The sequence below is a fragment of the Asanoa siamensis genome (assembly GCF_016862555.1).
GTDB classification, from domain to species: Bacteria; Actinomycetota; Actinomycetes; order Mycobacteriales; family Micromonosporaceae; genus Asanoa; species Asanoa siamensis.
This window is the reverse complement of the sequence record NZ_BONE01000058.1, coordinates 19,187-36,880: the sequence shown is the minus strand read 5'-3', so window position 1 is coordinate 36,880 and position 17,694 is coordinate 19,187. Positions and strand designations below refer to the sequence as shown.

At 73.9% G+C, this 17,694-nt stretch carries 13 protein-coding genes and 1 pseudogene; 5 read left to right on the top strand and 9 right to left on the bottom strand.

The genetic code is table 11. From position 1 onward, the window contains the following. The first annotated feature begins 114 nt into the window (after window positions 1-114). Window positions 115-1,839 carry an MFS transporter gene (locus Asi02nite_RS29185; protein ID WP_203717200.1) on the top strand — a complete coding sequence of 575 codons (1,725 nt, stop codon included), beginning with the start codon at window positions 115-117 and terminating at the stop codon, window positions 1,837-1,839. Window positions 1,840-1,889: 50 nt separating this feature from the next. On the opposite strand, the gene Asi02nite_RS29180 is transcribed toward Asi02nite_RS29185, so the two are convergent. Continuing rightward, window positions 1,890-2,393, bottom strand: coding sequence for a CGNR zinc finger domain-containing protein (locus Asi02nite_RS29180; RefSeq protein WP_203717199.1), 504 nt, complete (start codon window positions 2,391-2,393; stop codon window positions 1,890-1,892). A 108-nt stretch (window positions 2,394-2,501) separates the two neighbouring features. Between Asi02nite_RS29180 and Asi02nite_RS29175 the strand changes: the two genes are divergently transcribed. Genes Asi02nite_RS29175 through Asi02nite_RS29165 form a run of 3 tightly spaced genes read left to right on the top strand, consistent with a single transcriptional unit; the run spans window position 2,502 to window position 4,345 of the window. Then, entirely contained in the window at window positions 2,502-3,362 is an 861-nt protein-coding gene (locus tag Asi02nite_RS29175) for an alpha/beta fold hydrolase (RefSeq protein ID WP_203717198.1), read from the top strand. Beyond that, window positions 3,359-3,643 (top strand): ScoMcrA-related endonuclease, encoded by a 285-nt coding sequence (locus tag Asi02nite_RS29170; protein ID WP_203717197.1) that lies wholly within the window; start codon window positions 3,359-3,361, stop codon window positions 3,641-3,643. The genes Asi02nite_RS29175 and Asi02nite_RS29170 overlap by 4 nt, the downstream gene beginning before the upstream one ends. A gap of 12 nt (window positions 3,644-3,655) precedes the next feature. Then, a complete protein-coding gene (locus tag Asi02nite_RS29165) occupies window positions 3,656-4,345 on the top strand; it encodes an alpha/beta fold hydrolase (protein WP_203717196.1) in 690 nt (229 codons plus the stop codon). A 7-nt stretch (window positions 4,346-4,352) separates the two neighbouring features. On the opposite strand, the gene Asi02nite_RS29160 is transcribed toward Asi02nite_RS29165, so the two are convergent. After that, on the bottom strand, window positions 4,353-5,153 hold the full coding sequence (locus Asi02nite_RS29160) for an SDR family oxidoreductase (RefSeq protein WP_203717195.1): 801 nt from the start codon (window positions 5,151-5,153) through the stop codon (window positions 4,353-4,355). Window positions 5,154-5,158: 5 nt separating this feature from the next. Further along, window positions 5,159-6,145: an LLM class F420-dependent oxidoreductase gene (locus Asi02nite_RS29155; RefSeq protein WP_203717194.1), complete on the bottom strand. Its 987-nt coding sequence runs from the start codon at window positions 6,143-6,145 to the stop codon at window positions 5,159-5,161. Between the two features lie 106 nt (window positions 6,146-6,251). Here Asi02nite_RS29155 and Asi02nite_RS29150 point away from each other — a divergent pair, with 106 nt between their 5' ends. Next, window positions 6,252-6,878 (top strand): DUF3159 domain-containing protein, encoded by a 627-nt coding sequence (locus Asi02nite_RS29150; RefSeq protein ID WP_203717193.1) that lies wholly within the window; start codon window positions 6,252-6,254, stop codon window positions 6,876-6,878. Here Asi02nite_RS29150 and Asi02nite_RS29145 read toward each other — a convergent pair. The 6 genes and pseudogenes from Asi02nite_RS29145 to Asi02nite_RS41885 all read right to left on the bottom strand — a co-directional run bounded on the left by Asi02nite_RS29145 (window position 6,875) and on the right by Asi02nite_RS41885 (window position 17,674). After that, entirely contained in the window at window positions 6,875-7,468 is a 594-nt protein-coding gene (locus tag Asi02nite_RS29145) for a cysteine hydrolase family protein (RefSeq protein ID WP_203717192.1), read from the bottom strand. The genes Asi02nite_RS29150 and Asi02nite_RS29145 overlap by 4 nt on opposite strands. A 101-nt stretch (window positions 7,469-7,569) precedes the next feature. After that, window positions 7,570-9,852 carry a transglutaminase TgpA family protein gene (locus Asi02nite_RS29140; protein WP_203717191.1) on the bottom strand — a complete coding sequence of 761 codons (2,283 nt, stop codon included), beginning with the start codon at window positions 9,850-9,852 and terminating at the stop codon, window positions 7,570-7,572. A 25-nt stretch (window positions 9,853-9,877) separates the two neighbouring features. Then, window positions 9,878-11,026, bottom strand: coding sequence for a DUF58 domain-containing protein (locus Asi02nite_RS29135; protein WP_203717190.1), 1,149 nt, complete (start codon window positions 11,024-11,026; stop codon window positions 9,878-9,880). 591 nt (window positions 11,027-11,617) lie between these two features. Beyond that, window positions 11,618-12,571 (bottom strand): annotated as a pseudogene (locus Asi02nite_RS29130) (AAA family ATPase); the annotation flags it as partial. A 31-nt stretch (window positions 12,572-12,602) separates the two neighbouring features. Continuing rightward, entirely contained in the window at window positions 12,603-15,236 is a 2,634-nt protein-coding gene (locus Asi02nite_RS29125; protein ID WP_239127208.1) for a fibronectin type III domain-containing protein, read from the bottom strand. Between the two features lie 287 nt (window positions 15,237-15,523). After that, on the bottom strand, window positions 15,524-17,674 hold the full coding sequence (locus Asi02nite_RS41885) for a tetratricopeptide repeat protein (RefSeq protein ID WP_239127204.1): 2,151 nt from the start codon (window positions 17,672-17,674) through the stop codon (window positions 15,524-15,526). Window positions 17,675-17,694: the final 20 nt, after the last annotated feature.

Below are 17,694 nucleotides of genomic sequence, written 5' to 3'. Positions count from 1 at the left end.
GCGGCGAGCCACCTGGCGAGTCGTTTCCGTCCGGATATGTGAGTGCGACCCAGTTCACGTGCCGACGACCCGGCGCAGCCATATGCTTAGTACAGCTAATGAGATGGGGCGGTCATGGCGATCCACGCCCGGCCGGGTGGCCGGATCCCGCACAAGTGGTCGGTGCTCTCGAACACCACGCTCGGCATGCTGATGGCGACGGTCAACGCGTCGATCCTGATCATCTCGCTGCCGGCGATCTTCCGGGGCATCCACCTCGACCCGCTGGCCCCCGGCAACGTCAGCTACCTGCTCTGGATGCTGATGGGCTACCTGCTGGTGACCGCCGTGCTGGTCGTCTCGCTGGGGCGGCTGGGCGACATCTTCGGCCGGGTGCGGATCTACAACGCCGGCTTCGCCGTCTTCGCCGCGGCGTCGGTGGCCTGCCTGCTCACGCCCGGCTCGGGGCGCACGGCGGCGCTCTGGCTGATCGGCTGGCGGATCGTGCAGGGCGTCGGCGGCGCGATGCTGATGGCCAACTCGGCGGCGATCATCACGGACACGTTCCCGGCGCGGCAACGGGGCACCGCGCTGGGCGTCAACCAGGTCGCCGGGCTCGCGGGCAGCTTCGTCGGCCTGGTCCTGGGCGGGCTGCTCTCGGCGTGGCACTGGCGCTCGATCTTCGGGGTCAGCGCGCTGGTCGGGGTGGTCGGCGCGGTCTGGGCCTACCGGAACCTGCGGGAGACGGTCGAACGCCGGGCGGGCGTACGGATCGACTGGTGGGGCAACGCCACGCTGGCGGTCGGGCTGACCGTGCTGCTGGCCGCGCTGACCTACGGCATCCAGCCGTACCGTGATCATGTCGAGGGTTGGGCGAACCCGTTGGTGTTCGGCGGCCTGATCGCCGGCGCCGCCCTGCTCGTCGCGTTCTGCGCCATCGAGACCCGGGTCGCGCAGCCGATGTTCCACCTGCGCCTGTTCCGGATCCAGGCGTTCTGGGCGGGCAACGCGGCCGCGCTGTTCAACGCCGTCGCCCGCGGCGGGCTGCAGTTCATGCTGATCATCTGGCTGCAGGGGATCTGGCTGCCGCTGCGCGGGTACGCGTTCGAGGACACGCCGCTCTGGGCCGGCATCTACCTCGTGCCGCTGACGATCGGCTTCATCGTGGCGGGCCCGGTGAGCGGCTACCTCTCGGACCGGTACGGCGCGAAACTGCTCGCCACCGGCGGCCTGGTCGTGATGGCTGCGACCTTTGTCGGCCTGCTGCTGATCCCGGTGGACTTCGGTTATCCCTTGTTCGCCGCACTGCTTCTGCTCAACGGGATCGGTTCAGGCCTTTTCTCGGCCCCGAACACGACGGCGGTGATGAACGCGGTGCCGCCGGGGGAGCGGGGCGTGGCCTCGGGCATCCGGGCGACGTTCCAGAACGCCGGCATGGTCCTCTCGATCGGGGTGTTCTTCTCGCTCCTGATCGCCGGTCTGTCGTCGTCGCTGCCGGACGCGCTGCGCTCGGGCCTGACGGCACAGGGCCTGCCGCCGGACGCGGTCTCGTCGGTGGTCGCGGTGCCCCCGGTCTCCCTGATGTTCGCGGCGTTCCTGGGCACCAACCCGATCGGCACGCTCGTCGACCAGGCGGGCGTGGCGAACCAGGTGCCGGCGCCGACCCTCGCCCACCTGACGGGCCGCACGTTCTTCCCGGACCTGCTCAGCGGCCCGTTCCACCATGGCCTGATCGTGGTCTTCCTCCTGGCCGCGGCGCTAGCGGCGGCAGGCGCGGTGGTCTCCCTTTTCCGCGGCGGCGTCTACATCCACGACGAGCCGACCGCGGCCGACGAACGGGCCGCCGCCGCCACCGGATGAATTGACCCGGCTCGGTCTGCGGCGGACCGATCCGCCACACGGGTAGCCGGTCAGCGCACGGTGTCGCGCCTGCGCTGGTAGTGCCGGCGGGCCTTCATCCGGTTGCCGCAGATGGCCATCGAGCACCAGCGGGCCGTGTTGGCGCGGCTGCGGTCTATCAGGTAGAGCCGGCACTCGTCGTTGGCGCACGGGCGCAGCCGCCCCGGCGCCTCCTTGGCCAGCGTGTCCCACGCCAGGATGCTGCGTACCGCGAGCTCGCGGTCGGCCGGCACGGCCGTGTCCCAGGTGATGCCCGCCGCCGTGACCTCCGGGGTCAGCGTGACGCCGTCGAGCAGTGGGGCCAGCGTGGTCGGCGGCTGCTCGCCGCGCACCACCGCCTGCAGTGCCGACCGGGCGGCCAGCACGTGCTGGCGCTCGCGGCGGGTGCCGCGGCCGCCGTGCGCCACCAGCCAGTCGCGTGCCGCGGCCGGGTCGGCCAGTTCGTCCATGGGCACGCCGTCGATGACGGGCGTGCTGTTGAGTATCGCGAGCAGCGCGTCCTCGTCCTCGGTCATTTTCTGCCACCTAACCTCTGTCTTCTCCTTGACAGGTTAGCCAAAGCCGGTGCTACGTTGCTAGGTATAACCATCACATCGACCTTTGGTGGTTAGGAGGTCATCACGATGAGAACCGTTTACAACAGGTACGCGGAGGTAGACGGCCGGAGGCTGTTCTACCGGGAGGCCGGTGTCCCCGGCGCACCCACGGTGGTGCTGCTGCACGGATTCCCGACCAGCTCGTTCATGTTCCGCGACCTGATCCCGCTGCTCGCCGACCGCTGGCACGTGATCGCGCCCGACCATCTCGGGTTCGGGCACTCCGACGCGCCGCCGGTCGAGGAGTTCGACTACACGTTCGACGCCCTCGCCGATCTCACCGCCGGGCTGCTGCGGCAGATCGGGGTCGAGCGCTACGCCATGTACGTGCACGACTATGGCGCGCCCATCGGGTGGCGGCTCGCCGTCGCACGGCCCGACGCCGTGACGGCGATCGTGACCCAGAACGGCAACGGGTACGAGGCCGGCTTCGTCGACGAGTTCTGGGCGCCGGTGCGTGACTACTGGCAGGACCCGGCGAACGACGCCGGCGTGCGCCAGGCGCTCACGCTCGACGTGATCCGCTGGCAGTACCTGAACGGCGTACCCGACGAGAGCGTCGTCTGTCCCGACACCTGGCAGCACGACTACGCCCTGGTCTCGCGGCCCGGCAACGACGCGGTGCAGCTGAAGCTGTTCGCCGACTACGCCGGCAACGTGCCGCTCTACCCGAAGCTGCACGCGTACCTGCGCGACAGCGGCGTGCCCGTGCTGGCCGTCTGGGGCCGCGGCGACGGCATCTTCGGCCCGGCCGGCGCGGAGGCGTTCGCCGCGGACGCGCGGGACGCCGAGATCCACCTGATCGAGGGCGGCCACTTCCTGCTGGAGAGCCAACTGGCGACGGTGGCCGGGCTCGTCGACCGCTTCCTGGAAAGGACTGACCAATGACCACACCAGCGTGGGAAAAGGTTACGGAGAAGGACGTTTCACGCGCGATGAAGGAGTACGACCGGCTGGGGCCCGACAGGTTCTTCGCCACGCACGGCTTCGCGCCGACCACGACGTACGCGCTGGTCGACCACGGCCGCAGCTACCCGCCGAAGGCCATTCTCGGCACCGCGTACGAGTTCGCGACAGGGCAGAAGCTCGCGTCCGGCGACTTCGAGGGCGGCCGGAGCGGCGCCGTGAAGATCCTCGGCAACCTCGGCTTCGACATCGAGCACAAGTAGGGGGCGTTTGCGATGCCGGAGAACGATGTCCGGGTGGTGCTGGCGCACGGCGCCTGGGCCGACGGATCGAGCTGGCGGAAGGTGATCACGGGACTGGCCCGGGCGGGGGTGAAGGCGGTCGCGGCGCCGCTCCCGCTGACGTCGCTGCCGGACGACGTCGCCGCGCTCGACCGCACGGTGGAGCACGTGGACGGCCCGGTGGTGCTGGTCGGCCACGCCTACGCCGGCGCGGTCGTCGGATCGACGCGGGCGGCGAACGTGCGGGCGCTGGTCTACGTGGCCGCGCTCGCACCCGACGAGGGCGAGACGGTGGCGGACGTCTTCTACCGCAGCGAACCACACCCGTCGGCGCCGAAGCTCGCGCCGGACGACCACGCCCTGATCTGGTTGCCGGAAGACGCGTTCGCGGCGGCGTTCGCCCAACACGCGTCGCTGGAGGACCAGGCGCTGCTGGCCGCGACCCAACGCCCGATCGCGGCGGCCGCCATCGGCGTCCAGGTGGGCCGGCCCGCCTGGCGGGACCTGCCGACCTGGTACCTGGTCGCCGAGGAGGACCGGATGATCCCGGCGCAGACGCAGCATTTCCTGGCGGAGCGGATGAAGGCGACCGTGCACACCGCCCCGGTCGACCACGTCCCGATGGTCTCGGCGCCGTCGACGGTGATCGACATCGTGCTGGAGGCGGTCAAGGCCACCGGCTGACGACCCGCTAGGCGGTGGAGGCGACGCGGCTGATGAGTTTGCGCATCGAGGCCAGCCAGCGGTCCGGGTCCGCGGCCTTGCGTTGGTGGTAGGTCGCCACCTCCGGGTGCGGCAGGATCAGGAAGCGCTCGGCCGCCAGGCCCTCGACCACGGCGTCGGCCACCTGCTCCGGGGTCAGCACCTCGCCCGCGGCCGCCGTCACCTGGGCGCCCGCGTGGCCGCGGGCCAGGCCGTGGTCGAGCATCGGGGTGCGGACGCCCTGCGGGCACAGGGCGCTGACCTTGATGCCGCGGTCGCCGTAGGTCATCGAGAGCCACTCCGCGAAACCGACGGCGGCGTGCTTGGTCACCGCGTACGGCGCGTCGCCGACCGCGGTCAGCAGGCCCGCGGCCGAGCAGGTCTGCAGCAGGTAGCCGGCGCCGCGCTCCACCATGGACGGCAGCACCGCGCGGGCGGCGACCACATGGGCGTGGACGTTGACCGCCCACGCCCGGCCCCAGGCCTCGTCGGTGGTGTCCAGGCCCGTACCCGTCGTGATGCCGGCGTTGGAGCAGAACAGGTCGACCGGGCCGAACTCCCGGTGTGCCACGTCGACCAGCGCCGCGACCTGGGCCGGGTCGGTGACGTCGCAGGTGACCGACCGGGTCAGGCCGCGGTTGATCGACTGTGCGAGCGCGTCGACCGCGGTCGCGTCGAGGTCGGCGAGCACGAGCCCGGTCGCGCCCTCGGCCGCGAAGCGGTGGGCCAGCGCGGCGCCGATGCCGCCCGCGGCGCCGGTGATGACGACGGTCTTACCGCGCAGGTCCATACGGTTCAGCCTCTCTCCACACTGGATGGTGCGCCCAGCTCGCCGATCAGCGTGTGCAGCGCCGGTTCGCCGCCCGCGGTCAGCTCGGGGGTGGGCAGCGGCGCCAGCACGGGGGTGGTGACGCCCGCCTCGACGTACCGCATGATCTGCTCCTTGCACCGGTGTGGTGTGCCGTGGATGACCAGCGCGTCGACGAGCGCGTCCGGCACGGCGGCCAGCGCCCCGCGGCGGTCGCCCGCCTCCCAGGCCGACCAGACCGGGTCGAGCAGGTCGCTGTTGCCGAGCCAGCGGTGGAAGGCCGCGTACGCCGGGACGGTCAGGTAGCTCGTGATCATGCGGCGGCCGACGGCGCGCGCGTGGTCGGCGTCGTCGGTGGGGCACACGAAGATGCGGGCGGCGACCTCGAAGCCGGCGGGCAGGTCGGCGCCGAGCGTCTTCATCACCTTGGGGACGTCGGTCGCGGCGAGCCAGTTGAGGATCGTGCCGTCGGCCTCCGCCGCGGCGAGCCGCAGCATCGTGGGGCGCAGGGCGGCGAGCAGGATCGGCGGCGGCGTCGCGGGCGGGCGTTCGAGGCGGAAGCGGCGCACGGCGAACGTGTCGTACTCCTGGTCGACCGTCTCGCCGGCGAGCGCCGCGCGCAGGAAGCGGAGCATGTCGCGGCTGCGCTTGAACGGCTCGCTGAACGGCACGGCGTTCCAGTCACCGACGACGACCGGCGACGACGCGCCGATGCCGAGCGTGAACCGCCCCGGCGCCGTCTCGGCCAGCGCGGCCGCGGTCATCGCGAGCAGCCCGGGCCCCCGGGTGAAGACCGGCGCGACGGCGGTGCCGAGGCGCATCCGCGGCGTGGCGATCGCGCCGATGGTCAGCGGGGTGAAGGCGTCGGCGCCGGCGACCTCGGAGGTCCACAGGTCGGTGAAGCCGGCGTCGTGCAACAACGCGAACAGCCGACCGTGGTCGGCCAACGGGATCCCGCCGAACGGGACGGTCATTCCCCAACGGTGGCTCACATCGAAGAACCTACCGGTTGTCGGCGCTCGGGTCGCCTACCGATTCGTTTGGTTAGGGTAGCCTCACTGCGAGTTCCGGGGAGGTGCGATGGCCGAGGAGTCGCTCAACGACGTGCTCGGCGGCCGGCGCGGCGCGATCGAGGCGTCGTTGCCGCCGCTGGCGTTCGGCGTCGGCTGGGTCGCGGGCGGCAGTTCCGTCCTGGCCGGCGTGCTCGCGGCGCTCGGCGTCGGCGGCGCGGTCGCCGTGTGGCGGCTCAGCCGGGGACACCGGCCGCTGGCGGTCGTGATCAGCCTGTTCGGGGTGTGCATCGCGGCGCTCGTCGTGCTGCGCACCGGGCGGGCCGCCGACTTCTTCCTCCTGCAACTGCTGACCAACGCGGCGAGCGCGCTGGCCTGGCTGGTCAGCATCGCCGTCAGGTGGCCGCTGCTCGGCGTGATCGTGGGCGCGGCGCTGGGGCAACGGACCCGGTGGCGCAAGGATCCGGCGCTGGTCCGGGCGTACGCGTGGGGCAGTGTCGTCTGGGTCATGCAGTACGTGCTGCGGGTGGCCGTGTTCCTGCCGCTGTACGCCGCCGACCGGGTGCTGGCCCTGACCGCGGCGCGGGTGGCGCTGACCTGGCCGCTGGTCGCGGCGTGCGTGGCGGTGAGCTGGTGGGTGGTCCGCCGGACGCTGCCGGCCGGCCATCCCGGCCTGCGCAACCCGGTGACGGTCTAGGACTTGTCGAGCATGTTGTGCAGCTGGGCGCTGTCGATGACGGTGGCGCGGCGGCCGAAGATCTTGTTGAGCAGCACGTCGTGTACGTCTTCGTCGACGTCGGCGACGCCGTCGGAGAGCACGTAGACGCGGTAGTCGCGGTCGGCCGCGTCCAGCACCGTGGAGAGCACGACGCCGCTGGTGCTGACGCCGGCGAGGACGACGGTGTTGACGCCGCGGGCGCGCAGGCGCTGGTCGAGGTCGGTGGTCGACATGGCGCCGACGCGCACCTTGCGGACGACGATGTCGCCCTGCTCCGGGGTGAGCGCGTCGACGACGCGGGTGCTGGGGTCGTCGTCGCCCATCGAGCGCTGCTCGGCCGCGGCGGCGAAGGTGACGTTCGTGGCGGGCACGGTGGCGTAGTCGTCGTCGGTGAACGCGACCCGGACGTACCCGATGATCCCCTCGTGGGCGCGGACGTCGGCGATCACGTCGCGGACCCGGGCCACCAGCGGGTCGGGATCCCGCAGGCGCCCGACGATCCCGTTCTGGAAGTCCATCACCAGCAGCGCGGTACGTTTCGGCTCGAAACCGTTGGGCGGCGCGGGCATGCTGTGCTCCTTGCGGTGCGGGTCCCCTCAGTGGCCAAGCTACCCGCCGGGGACGGTGGGCGGCGGTCCAACCCCCGCCGGCACTCGCGCCCCATCCGTTGTCAGCGGTTGTCGCGGTGCCAGCGGTTGTCGCGGTGCCAGCGGTTGTCGCGGTGCCAGCGCAGGGGGCCGGGGTGGAACGGCCAGAGGAGGCGCCGCCAGCGCGGGCGGGTGGCGCGGAGCCGCTTGGCGTAGGCGTCGGCGGCCGCGCCGGCCTGGGTGGCGTCGGTCTCGGTGGTCCGGTCGGGGGCGAAGGCGTCGCGGTTGACCAGGTCGACCAGGGGCCGCAGGTCGTGGGCCTCCGGATGTGCGGCCGGGCTCTCTGGGGTCGAGGCCGGGTGGGCGGTTGGGGCTGTGCCCGCGGTGGTGGTTGCGGCCTTGGTCGCGTGGGTGGCGAGTTCTGTGGCGGACAGGTGGGCCGGGGCCGGGGTGCCCGCGAGGCGGAGGGCGTCGCGGACCTCCAGCCAGGCGCCGGCCACGCGGTCGCCCGGCGTGCCGGTGGCGAGGCGGCTCCGGGTCAGGCGCTGCCGCAGCAGGGCCAACGCGGCCAGCGCCGCGACCACGAGCAGGAGGAGCCCGCCACCGCCGGCGGCGTACACGGGGATCGTGCCGTTTCCGCCGTCGGGCGCCGCGGCGATCGGTGCCGCCGCCGGTGAGGCGGTCGGCTCCAGCGTCGGGAGCGGCGCTTCGGACGGCGGGGGAGTCGGGGGCTCGGGCTTCGGCGGCTCCCGCTCCGGCGGCTCGGGCACCGTGTCGGGCTTCGGCAGCGGGTCGAAGGCGACCCAGCCGACGTCGGTGAAGTAGACCTCGGGCCAGGCCTGGGCGTCGGCGCCGCGGACCGGGCCGGTGCCGGTCGCGCTGCGGAAGCCGACCACGACCCGGGTGGGCAGGCCCATCATGCGGGCGAGCACGGCGTACGCGGCGGCGAACTGCTCCGAGGTCCCCTGCTGTCCGCCGCCGTTGGCGGGACCGAAGAGGAAGAACTCCAGATTGGGGTACGCGTGGCCGCTGGGCGCGTCGGCGACCATCCTGTAGTGCGCGGCCAGGTATTCCTCGATGCCGAGGGCCCGCTGGTAGGCGCCACCGCCGGCGTCGGCCGCGATCCGGTCGGACAGTTCCCGCACCGGCTGCGGCGCGCCGGGCCCCAAGGCGACCATCCGGGCGATGCCGTCCCCGAACGGCACGTCGGCGGCGGTCAGCAGGTTGAGGTCGGGCTCCTCGGCCAGCGACTCCACCGTGTACGCGAGCCCGGGCCGCAACCCGTCCGGCTCGATCATGGTGCCGGTGGCCGGGTCGTACGCGATCCGTACCCCGTCCACCCGCGCCGGCGTCGGCACGGCCGGGAGGAGGCGCCCGGAGAGGTCGCCGATCTCGATCCGCTGGGTGACCGGCGCGACGACGCCGGCCGGCAGCGTGGCCGGGGCGGGCAGCACCCGGCCGGCGCCCCGGTAGACGGCACCCACCCGCCAGGTGATCCCGTCGTAGTCGGAGAGCACGGCGAGCCGGATCCGGGCCGGGCCGGTGCGGTCACTGCGTACGTCGAACAGGTTCTGGTCGGGGTTGAGCGCCCAGCCGGAGATGCGGATGAGCGGGTTCTCGTCGAGGCTGTCGACCTGCGGCGGCTGCACGTACCGCCGGGGGTCGACGGGTGTGGCCTCCACCCGCCCGGTGATCAGCGGGGCGCTCGCCGCGACGAGGCCGATGGCCGCGAGGGCGGCGACCGCGGTACGGGCGTTCAGCGCGAGACGGGCCGGCCGCGGCAGGTCGGCGCCGGGCCCGGGCGGCCGACCGGTGACCGCGAGCCCGAGGGCGGCCGAGACGATGACCATGAGGACGGGGAGGAGGGCGGGGCCGGCGTTCGGGCCGACGACGTAGAGGGCGCCGCCGAAGAGCAGCACCGGTGGCCCGTACCCGATGAGCAGCCGTCCCCAGCGCAGCCCGATCTCGGCACCGGCCAGCCCGGCCAGCCAGGCGGCGACGACCGGCACGATCACGGTGTCGGGGGTCGGCTCGACGGGGATCATGGCGGTGAGCAGCCGGGGGATGCCGTTCCGGGCGGCCTCGACCGCGAGGTCCGCCAACGGGCCGGGGAGCCCGGCGCGATCGGCCGACCACCAGAGCGCGCCGGCGGTGTAGCCGACCATCCCGAGGACGGAGACCGGCGCGACGAGCCACGACGGCGCCCGGCGGGCGGCGACGGAGACCAGTACGGCACCCAGGCCGGCGCCGGCCACGAGCGGGACGAGGACGGCGCCGGCGTAGACCCGGCCCAGGGCGAGCGCCGCCGCGGCGATCATGACAACCAGTGCGACCGGGGGTACGGCGGCCCGCGCGAACCTCAGCATGCCCGCCTCCCGGCGGCCTTGAAGGTCACCACCCGCGTACCCCGTCCCAGGCGGCGGCGAAGGACTCGCCGTCGGTGGCGTCCAGGACGACCATGCCGTCGGCCGTGGCCGGGGTGGCGGTGCCGGTGCCGGTGTCGCTGTCGCCGAAGACGCCGGCGACGACGGCCGCGTACGGTCCGCGCAGCGCGCTGACCAGGCCCAGGTCGCCCTGCGCGCGGTCGCCGGTCAGGAAGATCACGGTGTCGCCGGCGCGCTGCTGGCGGAGCCGGTCGGTGGCGGCCTTGAGGTCTCCGGCTGTCAGGTCGGCCTCGGCGAGCCGGTCCAGTGGGTGGGTGGCCGGCGTGGTGTCGCCGGCGACCAGGAGGAGGGTGGCGTCGACGTCCTCGCGGGCGGCGGCGGTGATGATCGACGCGGCCGCCTCGCAGGCAGCCTCGAAGGTCGGCGCCTCGCCGCCCTTGGTCCTGTGCACGGCTGCGCGGTTGTCGAGGAGCACCACCAGCTTGGGCAGGCTGGTGTCGAGCTGCTCGCGCACCATCAGCTCGCCGATCCGCGCGCTGGTGCGCCAGTGGACGCGGCGCAGTTCGTCGCCGACCACGTACTCACGTAGCGAGTCGAAGGTGATCGAGCCGTGCGGGACGCTGTCGACCCGGCCGTCGAGGCTGCGCATCGCCCCGGTCGGCACGGCGCGCAGGGGATGGATCCGCGGATGCACCCAGACGGTCGCGGTGCCGCCGTGCGAGCGGGCGGCGGTGACGAGACCGAGCGGGTCGCGGCGGGACACCCGCAGTGGACCGACCCGCAAAACGCCGCGCCGGGTCGTCGGCACCGGATAGTCCACAGTGGTGTCGCGGCCGGGCCGCAACCGCAGGACGGGTACGGGCACGGCGGCCGCACCGCACCGATCGTGCGCGAGCAGGTTGGCGGCGCGCAGCCGGGCGCCGTTGCGCACGGTCAGCGTGACACCGGCGGGCTCACCCCGCCCGACCCGGTCGGGATCGACGTGCCGGGTGACCTCCAGCTGGGGCCGCCACGCGGCGTGCAGGACGGCGAACCCGACGGCGACCAGCGCGGCGCCGCCGAGCGCGGCGAGCTCCGCATAACCGAACCGCCAGCCGACGCCGACGAGGACGAGGCCGGCGACGGCCAGCCCGACACCACGGGCGGTGGGCCGCACGGATCAGCTCCCGGGCAGGGGCCGCAGCCCGCCGAACATCCTGCGCCGCCCCGGCGCGGCCTCGCGGGCCGGCACCTCGGTGTCGTTACCGGCGCTGGTGGGAGAGCCGTAGGTGGCCGGGGGCTCCGGCGCCGTCGCGGGTTGGGCGCCGTTGGGCGGGCCTGGCAAGCCGTAGGTGGCTGGTAGCGCCGACGGCGTCGCGGGTTGGGCGCCGTTGGGCGGGCCCGGCGAGCCGTATGCGGCCGGGGTCGTCGCCGTCGTGGGATGTGCGCCGTTGGGCGCGCCCGGCGAGCCGTATGTGGCCGGGACCGCCGGCGCAGTGGCAGGTTGGGCGCCGTTGGACGGGTCTGGCAAGCCGTACGTCGCCGGGCGCGCCGACGCGGTCGAAGCTGTGGCGGGTTGGGCGTGGTTGGAAAGGCCTGGCGAGCCGTACATGGCCGGGGTCGTCACCGTGGCGGGTTGGGTGCCGTTGCGCGGGCCTGACGAGCCGTAGGTCGCCGGGGGCGCCGACGCCGTCGCGGGTTGGGCGCCGTTGGCTGTGGCCGGTGCCGTCGCGCGACCGTTGGGTGGCGTGCCACCGCCACCGCCGCCACCGCCCGGTAGCGGGACCGGGACCGAGCGGATGGCGTCCGCGAGCACCTCGTCGGCCGTCGTGCCGCGGAGTTGGGCGTCCGGCGTCAGCAGGATGCGGTGCGCGAACACCGGGCCCAGCAACGCCTTGAGGTCTTCCGGCAGGACGTAGCCGCGGCCGTGGATCAGGGCGTAGGCGCAGGCCGCGCGGGTCAGCGCGATCACGCCGCGGGGGCTGACCCCGACGCGGACCTGGGGGTGGGCGCGGGTGGCGGCGGCGAGGCGCACCGCGTACGCGTAGAGCGGGTCGGCGATGTGCACCTGCTGCGCCATCCGCACCATCTCGCCGACGGTCACGGTGTCGGTGACCGGCTCGAGCGCGTCGGGGGAGCGCAGCGTGGCGCCGCGGAGGACCTCGATCTCCACCGACTCGTCGGGGTAGCCCACCGAGAGCTTCATCAGGAAGCGGTCCAACTGCGCCTCGGGGAGGCGGTAGGTGCCGTCCATCTCGACCGGGTTCTGCGTCGCCACGACCAGGAACGGGCGGGGCACCGGGTGGCGGACGCCGTCGACGGTGACCGTGCGTTCCCCCATCACCTCGAGCAGCGCGGACTGCGTCTTGGGCGACGCGCGGTTGATCTCGTCGGCGATGACGATGTTGGCGAACACCGGACCCGGGTGGAACTCGAAGCCGCGCGTCGCCTGGTTGAAGATCGTGACGCCGGAGACGTCGGACGGCAGCAGGTCGGGCGTGAACTGGATGCGCCGCCACTGCCCGTGCACGGTCGCCGCCAACGCCCGGGCCAGCGTGGTCTTGCCGACGCCCGGCACGTCCTCGAGCAGCACGTGCCCCTGCGCGAACAGCGCCGTCAGCGTGAGCCGGACGACCTCGCTCTTGCCGAGCACGACCGCGCCGATCGCGTCGGCCAGCCGCCCGGCCAGGCCGGCGAAGCCCTGGATGTGCCCGGCCGGCAACGGCTCCTGCTGTGGTGGGGTCACCGGGTCCTCACACGCACGTCGGCAGGCCGTTGATGTTGTCGCCGTTGTCGAGGTTGAGCCAGGCGAACGGGATGTAGTTGGCGCCGCCCCGGAACGTGATCTGCACCCACCACGTGCTGGCCTTGTCGTTGTTGTACTGCACGGCCCGGATGTTGGTGCCGGTGCGCTTGCACCACGCGGCGTAGCGCGTGCCGTCGGGAGTGTCGCCGACCGCCTCGCTCGCGACCTGGCGCGTGTTGGTGTAGATGCCGATGCCACCGCTGCAGTAGCTGCTCTGGCCGTCGTTGTTGCAGGTGACCTCGCCGTTGACCGCCGTCGTGGTGGCGGTGCGGGCCGGCAGGTCGACCTGGCCCGCGTTGTTGCGCGCGGAGACCACATAGGAATAGGCGGTGCCGGCCCGCCACGCGGCGACCGGGATGTTGCCGCAGGCGCGCCAGCCGCTCGGCACGGAACGGCCCGCGTACGAGAGCGTGACCTGGCACTGCGCCGCGCTGCCGTTGTCGTCGACCGTGACCGGCACGGTCACCGTGGTCGAGGTGACCCGCGCGGCGCCGAGGGTCAGCGCGGGCTTGGCGATGGTCGTCGCGGTGGCGGTCGCCGCCGGACCCTCGCCGGCCTCGTTGACCGCCCGGACCGTCGCGGTCGCCGCCCGGCCCTCGGGGAGCCCGGTGATCTTCTGGGTGGTGCCGGGCGTACGCAGCGTCCGGCCGTTGACCGTCACCAGGTATTCGGTGATCGGCCGCCCGTTGTCGGCCGGCACGCCCCAGGTCACCGTGATGGTGCCCGGCTCGTTGGGCGCGACGGCGGCGACGTCGACAGGCTGGCCGGGCACCGTGAACGGGACCACCGTGTCGCTCGCCGGCGACGGCGTCGACGCGGCGCCCTTGTCGCTGACAGCGACAACGGTGAACGCGTATTGCGTGCCGTAGTCGAGCTCGCCCGCCGGCACGATCAGCTCGGTCTTGTTGGTCTCGCCGGCCGGCGAGGTGGCACCGGCGGTCGCCGCCGTCACCGCGTACTTCGCGATCCGGTTGCCCTGCCCGTTGGCCGCGGGCCAGGTGACCCGCACGGTGCCGTCGGGCCGGGCCTGCGCGGTCACGCTCGCCGGCGGGTCGGGCACGTCGGCGGTGGGCATCACCGGGTTGCTGCGCTTGGTCGGCCCGGCGCCCTTGCCGTTGACCGCGCGTACGGTGAATCGGTAGGTCTCGCCGTTGGTCAGCCCGGTGATCTCGATCGACCGCTGCCGCGCGCCCACCTCGACGGGCCGCGGCCCGCCCTCGACGACGTACTTCGTGATCGCCGAGCCGTTGGCGTCGGCCGCCCGCCAGCTCACCCGGGCCAGCTTGTCGCCCGCGGTCGCGGTCACCGAGCGCGGCGCGCCGGGCTTGCTGACCACGTCCTTCTTGGGCGGCGGAGGCAGCGGCGGGTCCTTGGGCGGGTCGCCGCCGAGCACGTCGTCGGCGTACTTGTCAACCACCCGCACCTGGTGCTTCTCGTCGACCACCCGGGCCGTCGAGGAGTTGGGCGCGTTGACGAACAGGTAGTTCTCGCGGACCTCGAGCTCGAGCGGCCCGTTGGCGCCCTTCACCTCGATCGTCTCGACGAGCTGGCCGCGCTCGTCGAAGACGTGCACGGTGCCGGTGCGCTCGTCGGCGCAGTAGAAGCGGCCCGCCCAGGCGACCGCGGGCCGCAGCTGCGCGCCCGCGCCCGGCACCTCGAACTGGGTCGACGGACCGCCCTCGCCGACCACCACGACCCGCCGCTCGTCGGCGACGGTGACCGGGACCCGGTCGCCGTTGGTGCGCGGCGGGACCGCGCCGATGCCGGGCAGCTGGAGCATGACCTGGTGCTCGCGGTCGCCGCGCACGGTGGTCAGGGCGCCGGTCGTGCGGTCGAGCACGGCCACGCCGTCGTCGAGGGTCGTCACCGCGAGGTCGTGGCTCGGGTCGGCCACGGTCACGGTCTTGACCAGCGTCGGGCTGACCCCGCCGCCCGCACCGCCGGAGCCGGGGTCGGACACGCCGACCAGCGCCGCGCCGGTGGGTAGCGGGTCGGCCGGCGCGCTCGGCAGCGGCGCCGGGGTGACCGCGGAGACTGTGCCCTCGCTCGGCACCGCGACCCAGAGTCGCCCGGTGCCGTCGAAGGTGCCGCCCGAGATGCCCGGCGGGTAGCGGACCGGCTCGCCGATCGGCACCAGCGAGCGGGGGTCGAGCTGGCGGACGATGCCCTGCGGCGCGTCGACCACGAAGGCCGCGTCGTCGCGCAGGGCGACGCTGACGCCCAGGCCGGAGGTGGTGCGGGTGGTCGCCATGACCTGGAGCGTGGCGAGGTCGAGCGAGCTGATCTGGCCTGTGGTGAGGTCGCGGAGGATCAGGAAGCGGTCGGTCTGGCTCACCTGCATCGCGTGGTTGCGGGACTGGGCCACCTCGACCCGCGTGTCGACCCGGCCCGTCAGGCCGTTGACCCGCGCCACCTCGCTCTTGGCCCGGCTCCACAGCCAGGAGCTGGCGTCGTAGTTGGCCACCGCGTTGTCGGCCACCCCCAGGCCGAGGACCGTGAAGCCCATCGCCGCGACCAGCGCGAGCACCACGCCGCCGGTGACCAGGCCACCGCGCGGGATGCGCCGCCGCGGCTTGCCCAGCGCGGCGTCGAGCGCCTTGCCGAGATCCTGCGCGGCGCCGTCGCCGCCCGTCGTGGTGCCGTTGTCTGTGGTGGCCACAGCCGGCTGCCCCTCCCCACCCGTGTGTGGCGACCCAGGTCGCCTGGCGTCCTCCCCGAAGCCAGGGGCCATCATATGGGGCTGTCAATCTCGGTGGGCACCCGTTGTGGTCGGCTGTGGACAGTGCGCAGGTGCCCTGTGGACAACTCCGAGTCAGCTTCGGGTTACCGCAGGTCGCCACAGTCACGCGCGCGACCGTGTGTTGTGGATTACGCGGGCGGCTTCGTCGCGCGGGTGGTACACACCTGTCCCGACGCCGCGTACCTGTCCGATGAGTAGACCGCCACCACCGTGAAGCAGTAGTCGGCCTGACCGCTCAGTCCATTCGCGAGGAACCGGGTCACGCCGGGTTCCACGGTGGCCATCGCGCGAAGCTGCGTACCCGCGCGCCCCGCCGCGACGATGAACGGCACCGTGCCGGCGGTCGGGTCGCGCCAGGTGAGCAGGAGGGCGTCGCCGTCCTCGCGAACGGCCAGGTCGGTCGGGGGTTCGCCGCCCAGGGCAGGCCCGCTCGGCACCGCGGCGCCCGCGCTGATCTCGGGGACCGCGCCGACCCGGGGTGGCTCGGTCTCCCGCCGCAGGACCACGAAGACGACGAGCAACGCGGCCACGACAGCCGCCGCGGCGGCGACGAACGCGGCCACCGTCGCACTGCGGCCCCGCGCCCGCTCACGCTCCGCGGCGGCAGCCATCGGACCATGCAGGGATACGGGCGCCACCTCGACCGCCGTCGCAGGAGAGGCGACAACGTCGGGCCGCCCCCCGAACGCCCGAGGCGCGGCCCCGCGCGCAGCCGCCACCTCCTGCCCCGACGCCACCTGGCCGCCCGGCGCCGGCCCACCCCAGCCAGCTGTTTGCGCCGCCGGCCCGGTCGCCCCACCCCAGACGGCCGCGTTGGACGGCTGACCAGGAACGCTATCCCCGGGCCAGCCATTGCCGGCTTGCCTTGGTGAAGAATTGCCCGGCCAGCCGTAGTCGGCCCGCTCTGGTGCGGCGTTGTCGGGCCAGCCGTTGCCGGCTTGCCCTGGTGTTGCGGTCGCCGGCCAGCCGCTTCCCACATGGCCTGGTGCGGCATCCCCGGGTCGGCCGTTGCCTGCCTCGTCGGTTCCGGAGTTCCTGTGTGGGACGTTGCCGGCCTGACCAGGTGAGGCGGGCGAGCCGCCGACCGCGCCGCCGGGCTGCCCCGCCGTCGCGGGTCCGGGTGTGGCGGGAGACCAGTCGGCCAGGCTCTGCGGTCGACCGTGGGTGCTCGACCCGCCGGATTGCGGAACACTTTGCATCGGCAGCGCCTGCGTCGGCGCGTCGATCGCGGCCCGAGCCGCGTCCGCGCCGCTCCACGGCGGGGCGAACACCCCCGGAGCCACCTGAGCCCCACCCCCGAGCGGAGCCCCGCCGGCGTCCTGCCTGCCCGGCGCCGACCGATGCACCGCAGGCGAGTCCCCGCCGCTTCCGGGAGACCCGGCCCCCGACGAAGGCGGCCAGGTCGCCGGCGGCCCGACTGGCCCACCGCCGGCGGACGGCGAGCTCTGCACCGGCACGACCGACGCCGGACCCTGCGGCCCGGCGGCACCCTGCGGTCCGGCGGCAGCCTGCGGTCCGGCGGCGGCCTGCGGTCCGGCGGCACCCTGCGGCCCGGGCGCGCCCTGCGGCCCGGCCGCACCCGTCGGGCTCGTCGGCTGCGCGAATCGCGGGTCCCGGTCCGTGCCGGGCGGCGTGAACAGCGCCGACACCTCCGGCGGGAACCGTGCCGCGCCAACTTGCGGAGGGCCCGGTAGCGCGGGCGACGTCACGCCAGGCTGGTGGTGGGGCGGCGGCACGGCGCCCGGCGGTGGCGTCCCACCACCAACCTGGCGGTAGGGCGGCAACACGGCGCCCGGGGGTGGGGGAGGCGCGACCTCCGGCTGCAGCGGCGGGAGCGGTGGTAGCTCGCCGCCCGCGGAGGACAGGTAGGCCACCGCCGTGCGTACCGTGTGATGGTCTTCACCGAAAGTGGTCGGGCCGTGGGTCGCGACGCGCGTGAAGTTCCGGCGGGCCTCATGGCGGTTGCCCAGCTCCTCGGCGACCGTGCCCAGGTCGAAGGAGAGCGCCAGCATCACTGGGTGCGCGTCGCCCAGGTGCAACTCGCCCGCCGCGAGTGCCGACTCCAGCACCCGGCGGGCCGCGGCCGGGTCGTCGGCCTCGCGGTGCAGCGTGGCCAGGGCGTGTTGGCCGCCCAGCAGCTCCGGATGGTCCTCGCCGAGCAGCGGGCGGGCCGCGTCGATCGCGTCCTCCAGCACGACGCGGGCCGTGGTCAGGTCGCCGGCGTCGCGGAGCGCCTGGGCCTGGCGCAGGGCGGTGGCGAGCGGGGAGGGCAGCGACACGCAGGACACTCTGCCCCCGT